The 7,133-nt window shown below is 40.4% G+C and carries 9 protein-coding genes; 7 read left to right on the top strand and 2 right to left on the bottom strand.

The genetic code is table 11. The annotated features are described in order from the left end of the window. Positions 1 to 227: 227 nt before the first annotated feature. The 5 genes from AC1DSE_RS26705 to AC1DSE_RS26685 all read left to right on the top strand — a co-directional run bounded on the left by AC1DSE_RS26705 (position 228) and on the right by AC1DSE_RS26685 (position 3,808). Positions 228 to 1,043, top strand: coding sequence for a hypothetical protein (locus AC1DSE_RS26705; protein WP_477511972.1), 816 nt, complete (start codon positions 228 to 230; stop codon positions 1,041 to 1,043). Positions 1,044 to 1,188: 145 nt separating this feature from the next. Beyond that, complete coding sequence (locus AC1DSE_RS26700) at positions 1,189 to 1,620, top strand: hypothetical protein (RefSeq protein ID WP_477511971.1); 432 nt, start codon at positions 1,189 to 1,191, stop codon at positions 1,618 to 1,620. A gap of 905 nt (positions 1,621 to 2,525) precedes the next feature. After that, a complete protein-coding gene (locus tag AC1DSE_RS26695) occupies positions 2,526 to 2,957 on the top strand; it encodes a hypothetical protein (protein ID WP_477528455.1) in 432 nt (143 codons plus the stop codon). A gap of 143 nt (positions 2,958 to 3,100) precedes the next feature. After that, a complete protein-coding gene (locus AC1DSE_RS26690; protein ID WP_477511969.1) occupies positions 3,101 to 3,463 on the top strand; it encodes a pentapeptide repeat-containing protein in 363 nt (120 codons plus the stop codon). Between the two features lie 15 nt (positions 3,464 to 3,478). Next, positions 3,479 to 3,808 (top strand): hypothetical protein, encoded by a 330-nt coding sequence (locus AC1DSE_RS26685; protein WP_477511968.1) that lies wholly within the window; start codon positions 3,479 to 3,481, stop codon positions 3,806 to 3,808. A gap of 155 nt (positions 3,809 to 3,963) precedes the next feature. Here the strand turns inward: AC1DSE_RS26685 and AC1DSE_RS26680 are convergent, their stop codons facing one another. Beyond that, positions 3,964 to 4,152, bottom strand: coding sequence for a hypothetical protein (locus AC1DSE_RS26680; protein ID WP_477511967.1), 189 nt, complete (start codon positions 4,150 to 4,152; stop codon positions 3,964 to 3,966). A gap of 75 nt (positions 4,153 to 4,227) precedes the next feature. Continuing rightward, complete coding sequence (locus tag AC1DSE_RS26675) at positions 4,228 to 5,499, bottom strand: helix-turn-helix domain-containing protein (RefSeq protein WP_477511966.1); 1,272 nt, start codon at positions 5,497 to 5,499, stop codon at positions 4,228 to 4,230. A gap of 135 nt (positions 5,500 to 5,634) precedes the next feature. Between AC1DSE_RS26675 and AC1DSE_RS26670 the strand changes: the two genes are divergently transcribed. After that, on the top strand, positions 5,635 to 5,769 hold the full coding sequence (locus AC1DSE_RS26670) for a hypothetical protein (RefSeq protein ID WP_477511978.1): 135 nt from the start codon (positions 5,635 to 5,637) through the stop codon (positions 5,767 to 5,769). A gap of 36 nt (positions 5,770 to 5,805) precedes the next feature. Next, on the top strand, positions 5,806 to 6,870 hold the full coding sequence (locus tag AC1DSE_RS26665; protein ID WP_477511965.1) for an MFS transporter: 1,065 nt from the start codon (positions 5,806 to 5,808) through the stop codon (positions 6,868 to 6,870). Positions 6,871 to 7,133: the final 263 nt, after the last annotated feature.

The raw sequence follows: 7,133 nt of genomic DNA, 5'->3' as shown, positions 1-7,133 counted from the left end.
GTATATACGGGTCAGATGCCCATTCTCCAGATCACTTAGGGGATTGGTTTGTGGAGCTAGAGCACTACGCTAACAGGTAACGATAGTTGAAGACTAAAAGGGCTGCCACGTGGCAGCCCTTCGTCGTTACGCTAACGGGCAGGATACTTCCAATATGTGTTAGTATGAGGAGATTAGGAGCCAGGATTGAAATAGGAATCATTGGTTATATAGGAGCGTGTATACGGTTGAATGATCGACTATTGTTTTATAAAGGGTTAAAGGAGAATATCGAGCGAACGGAGGAAAGGAATCGGGGAGATCTGAATGAAGGATACTCAATCGACAACCACTTTTTTTTAGGACTTTATGAGTTTCGAGGATTACTAGGTCCGTTATATGAGAATGGCGAGCTCGGTAAACTGGCAGATTATTTTGAGTTACTTGGGACAGCCAATCGTAATTTATATCGAGACCATAATAAATATTTTTGGTGGATTTATCCACCTCTTGTCTGGTTGCTGTGCAGCTCTTTCTACAACTATCGTACTGGCAGAAGTTCTTATGCGGCAAACTTAGCTCGCTTCAACTATTCCTATATGGAAGAGGTAAAGCCCGGCTTAACACATGGTTTTACCAGAATAGAAATTGGTCTCACTGAGCGAGGATTGTTCGAAGAGTTGATGGGTTATTTTTCATTACTATTTGATCCGAATAGATTCATTTCCCATATGAACGAAGCTAAGAAATTATTCGAACAACACATTCAACTTCGTGAAGAAACATCTGCCAACTCAAAGATTGAAGACGACGAGGACCTTAGTGATTCGGGAGGAATCGACGAACAAACAATCGTGAATGAATTTTCATTTAGTGAGGCAAATCAACCCTTTGATATTGCGCTCATCCTCTGCTTTGAGATTAATGAGCGTACCTATTGGTTCAAAGAGCGAGAACAAATCTTTAATCGACTGAAGACTTTCTTCACTGATCCACCAGATTGGAGCGCAATGAAGAAACCGTCATTAAACATATCACAACTTCACTTGGATCCTGATCAATAAAGTCGTTAGGCAACGTTCTAGAGGATTAAGCTTAAGGGAATCGTTAGTTTAACGCACCATGGAGTAGTTTGCGAACGCAGCTGAATGACCCAGCAGAAATAGGCGTTTAGGTCGTGTATCATATTTTGAAATGAGGAAAATCAGTATGGAATACAAACAAGTTGATATTTATGTTTACGGTAAAAGAATTATTATGATTGCTAATGGAATTATTAATAAGTGGGGAGGAGTTATTGCAAACATTGATGTAGTAAAGGAGGTTGAAAATCCTAACAGTGAGGAACAAATTGAGTCAGCGCTTGAATATGTATTTCAGAAATGCCATTCTCTAACTCCCGTGGAAAACGACATCACTCCGCTTGAGAAGTATTTAGGAGTAAAAGGCTATGAAAAAGCAATAAAAGGGAAAAAATTAGTTATATACTCATGTGATAGGGAAGAAGGTTATTCTTTAACTCCTACAAAGAAGCAAAAAGGTTTTGATTTTTTAGATGATAAAAAAATACATTTAGGTCATGAAATTATTAAAGGTAATCTAGCAAAAGCCTTAAGAGAAGCAATTGAGAATTCAAAGTAATGAAAACCACATGTGAGTATTGTACTGTTCCTTAAGGTTCCGGAAACTCGGAACCTTTTTGTATTGAGGAAAATTGCAGTGGGCTGCGAGAAGTCATTAGTGTAGATACGAAATAGGAATATCCTTCGAGGGAGGTACATACGCTCGGCTCTATACCTCGTTCGAAAAGGGTTCTTTTGGTTGAAGGAAATTCGCTAAATCATTAAGCTAACGGGCAGGTTAGCGTGGTAAAATAATGTTATCCTTTTTTTTGCTAAGACGGATGAGAAAAGCAGATAACGCAAGTTGTGATTCAGCTAATCTATGGAGGTGATCATTTATGTGTCGATATGCAATTTACGGCCCATATAAGGATATTTACGCGTGTTTTAAATGCAGGAAGGTTTTCAAACAAACTTCTGCTTCAAAACTAGATAAAACTGAGATCCAAAATTAGATATTATAAATGCCCACAATGTACCGAAATAATGAAGGATATGGGACATGATTTTAAAGCACTTAAACAAAATGACCTTAAACAGTGGATGAAGGTAGAATTGTTATATAATAACGGTTTTACATATCATTCCTGTGGATGTGGTGGTCCTGGATATAGGCCGGCAAATTTATCTGAAGTTGAGGATTTTATAAGACGCGAGAAGGTTTTTAAATCTGAGGGAGCAATATTGTTGCGAAGATTGACTATAAAAACTTAAGAAGTCTGACGATGGATGTTCAACTAACGGGGAACGATAGCTCAATGAACATAAGAAACGGCGGCCGACATAATGACTTCCGTTTTCTCAACAAATGGGGAGATTAACGTAACAYTTTCCCTATCCGTTTCGTCTACTGWATAGAWTGGAGGGAGGAYAGARATGAAKMAACTACTTGTGAAATCGGYAGKTTATTTGGGGTTGTTGTGCATGATTTTTTTGCTGTACAAAGTAACCTTGTWTTGGAACCCAATAGGTATACAAAAGCAAACCGTTTCATTCCTGAAAGCAGTTCAGGAGCAAAACTACGACAGAGCTGCGGAATTGTTTGGCTGGGAAGGGCGGAAGACCGCGGGCAGCAAGGAAAGCGCTTGGAAGCAGTTGGCTGAAGAAGAAGGGGTTCGATTACTATCCTTCAGTAACGTTCGTGCTGAATATGACGATGGTTGCTATTGCACGGGCCATGCGGATCTTGTGTTCGAGGTGAATGAAAGCCCTATGCAGGTTAGAGCTGTGATTACATATGGAGTAGGTGCAAGGCCGAAACAAATATGCGCAATAACACCCTCGGGGATGCAAGGCGGTTCCATTTCCCTGATAACGGCATGGAACTCACTGGCATGTGGGAATAGCTCGTTTTGAAGTCTTCATTGACCTAACGGGAAACGATAGTTGAAAACTAAAAGGGCTGCCGCGTGGCAGCCCTTCGTCGTTACGCCAACGGGCAGGTTTGCGTGGTAGCAGTGTAGAAACATAGTCATCAAGTAGGTTACGGGGGTGTGGGGATGAACAGCGAAGTTACAGCGGTTGGATTTTTGGAAATGATTCAACAGGGACAAGGGTCATTCTCAAGACTTTGTGTTGAAGACGGTGTTTTAACTGAAGTTGATTTATCAAATCTCAACTTTGAGGAGTGCCTATTCTCGGTGAATTTTGCTGGTTCGAATTTTCAAAACTCGAGGTTTATCAATTCAAATCTAAAAGCATGTATTTTTACTAATTGTATTTTTAATAATGCAGTGTTAGTTGGTAACTCACTAGATGGTACAGATTTCTCGGGAGCGAAGGTAGACGGAATGACTTTTAAAGACAACACCATTCATTCCATAGTGCTTACAGAGTCACATCTTGCTGAAATGATACTTTAATTAAGGGAGAAACGAATGACAATAAACAAAAAGAGTTCCAGAAGAATATCAGTCAGAGATGACAATTACATATGGACTATCTCCCCAGGAAGCGGATATATAATCTTGATAGCTGAACATGAAATCACTAGAGGAATGCGGCTTGAAGTTTACGTTGAATCAGATATCGACAGTGTTTGGGTAAACTTCCCTAATACAGAACATCTAAATATTAAAATCATTAGACCAAGAGATGTTGAATATTTTATTTGTCAGTCGCTTGATCAAGGGTGGACTCCAAAAGTAAAAGGAGCACCTGTTGTTTTTGATTTTGACGGTAAGTTTCTGAAAAGAAGATTAGGCTAACGAGGAACGTTAGTTCAATGAAACAGCGATAGTCTAGGACTTTGTTTTTTGTCCTTGGCTGTCGCTGTTTCAATTTCTGAGGTCAGTCTAAAACTTATTGTATGAAGTCCGACGATATTACAATTGAGAATCAGCGTGGAATAAAGAAACCCAGTCTAATGCTTTATTTTCTTCCGCCAGCTGAGTTTTGGGAACGAAATGTGTTGCTGGCAGTAAAGAGGGGCAAATTGCTTTTGACCATTAAGGTTAGCAGCCGTTCGAGAGAGGATCGAAATTAAATCAACCTCGGTGATTTTCTCTTGCCCTATCGTAAACTCAATAACGCAGAGCAGTTCTCTTTGCATAGCTGCAATGGCTCCAACTGATCCATTCACGCGGACTGACTGCGCAGCCCGCGCACTTTCCCTTTTAGTGGTCACTCAAGAGAGCAAACTTGAAGGGGATATTTTTATGGGCTTTTTATCTCCATTCCGTTTTCGATCACGATACTGCTTAGGTGTGATATCGGCATGTTTTTTAAACGATTTAATAAAGTGAGTCTGGTCATAATAGTTCAAACGAGTAGCGATGGTTGAGACCGACTCACTTGTGAAATCGAGCAGCTTCTTAGCTTCTTCTATTTTCTCCTGATGGATGAAATGACTGATCGTGAGTCCCGTTTCTTTTTTGAAAAGGGTGGATAAATAGGTACCGTTAAGTCCAGTCAGCTCAGCCAGTTCAGAGATAGAAATCGCATCATATAAATGATTAAAAATGTATTCTCGGCATTTCGCGATTGGCTTAGAAACGGTGCCTTTCCGATTTTCGCTAACGCGATCCGTAATATCTAAGAAGGCGTCTATCATCGCGGTTTCAACCGAGCGAACATCCGTTAAATCCTCGATATGCTGAATGTAAGTATCGCTTAAGCGATATGCCAGCTCAGTGTACAGTCCACCCTCCATACCCGCTCGAATGGCTACAGCAATTGCACAGATGGCAATATTTTTGCGGCTTCTCAAATGACTTCGTTTGGATAGTGTGCCTGCCTCCCCAATTACACCTATTACGAATAGATTCTTAAGTGCAGCTTTATCGCCGTTCTTAATATGCCGTAATAATATCTGTTCAAATTCCTGGCTCGTGTGAAGATTAGAAAATTCCTTCATATTAGACATCGATAGCTCGATAGCTTCCTCTGACAAAAAACGTTGGTCCAACCGGAAATTATACTCAAGAACATCCGTCAATGCTAACGCCTCTTGATTGACAATCCAATGTGCCATGATGCCAATGTGAAATAATCTCTGCTTGGAAACAAGTGGGAGACTGCGCATATATTCAACCCAAGCTGGATGGAGTTTTCTTGGAATATTATTGTCATTCATGAGATTTCGAACAGTTTCCTCGGAAGGAACATAATCAATTGAGGGACCTATAATAATGGTTCCTGCTCGCTTCAAATTCGAATAAACGGGCTGCACGATAAAAAATTCCTCGAACTCCGTTGTCTGAATAACGGGAAAAGTTTTATCCCAGGTTCGTTTTATTAATTGCTGGAAGTATTCTGGATTTTGTAAGGCGGAAAATGGGATAGGAGCGTTGGATTCGAAATATTCCTGCCCGCTTGGATCATCCGCACTCAACCAATAAACAGGCAGCTGCAAGCTCTCATGAAGTAATTTAGCTAAAAAGGAAGGATTAAATTCCATCTAATGCCTCCAAATAAATTTACTGTTATTCAAATAATCATACCATATTTCCGATTTTTTGATCATCTATAATGAGTGTGTAGTAAAAAATGAAAACGCTTTACAGTTTGTGAGTTTATTTAAGGGGGATTCAAAATGAATCGTGACATAAAGAAAATGGTTTCACAAATGACATTGGAAGAAAAAGCAGATATGTACTCTGGCTTGGATGTTTGGCATTTAAAGGTGCTTTTTCAGATGAAATGGTCGAACAGCTTCTCCTCCAACTAAACGGACAAAAATAATTATACAATCGAGGTTGCTACTATGGAACAGACTAAACTTTCATTTTCGGAGAAGCTTGGGTATGGCGTTGGAGATATTTACGCTTACGTGACCTATCTCATTCTCAACATTATTTATTCAGGAGCGAACGTTCCTTATGGTGTGTTGAACTCATTGATTACACAAGATCCTTATGAGCGATCTTTGCTTAACATATTCCGTATGTTAATGGCTATCTTTGGCGCGGTGCTCGTCTCGACCATGACGGTTCCCATCGTAAATTCATTCGGTGGCGGTAAACAGGGATGGATGATGACGTTTACTATTTATGGTGCGATTGCAGCGGTGTTGTTCTTGATTACTTTCCGTACGACGAAAGAGAGAGTTAAGCCAGCAGTAGTCCAAAATACGGTCCCTCTTAGCGGCTCTTTGAAAGCGCTTTTCCGCAATAAGTATTGGGCGCTGCTCGTGGTCTTCATGATTCTAAGCTTTATTATGACGTCGGTTAATACAGCGGTTAACATTTATTACGCGCAGTATATTTTAGGTAATGCTGAATTGATGTCCATTCTCGGTGTTATTTCCTTTATCCCATTGTTAATTGGCTTGCTGTTTGTTGCTCCGATTATTAAAAGGTTCGGTAAACGTAATTCCTCACTCCTAGGGTTAGCCATCACAATTTTGGGAGCAACGATTACGGTTATTGATCCAACTAGCATTAAAATCGTAATCATCGCGTCGGTGATCAAATCACTTGGCGGGGTTCCATTAGCTGCAACGATGTTCGCGATGCTTGCAGACACCGTAGATTACGGAGAATGGAAAACAGGCATGCGAACAGAAGGTTTAGTTTACAGCGCTGGAAGCTTCGGCTTAAAGGCAGGCAGCGGGCTTGGCGCCGCGATAGTCGGTTGGATGCTCGCATTTGGAGGTTATGTTGGTGGTCAGGAGCATATTAGCGAATCCGCTCGTTCCTCAATCCTGTTCATGTACATTTATTTGCCCATCATCATTAGTGCGCTCATGGTCGTTATTCTCTACTTCTATAAATTAGATAAGTTATTCCCGCAAATTGTAAAAGAGTTAGAAGCAGCTAAAAACATATAAATAGGCAGGGAGGAGACAAGGCCGCAGATAAAATATAATTGAAAAGCGCAATGTGCTGGAAGCGGGCTCCGGTATTTTAACGGCGTCAGCTTGTTTGGCTTTATTCGGAGGCTGACTCTTTAATCATGTGAAGCTTAAAAAAGCTGAGTAGAGGTATTAAAGTGACCCCATTTAGTTAGACGGATTATTTTATTAGGCGATTTTCTGGGAATGAATCCGGTACAGTACAGGATTCATTACCAGAAAAACTCCTAATAAAATAA

This window comes from Paenibacillus sp. 01L418, assembly GCF_056400045.1.
Note: the sequence above shows the minus strand (reverse complement) of the source record. Positions and strands in the feature narration are given on the sequence as shown.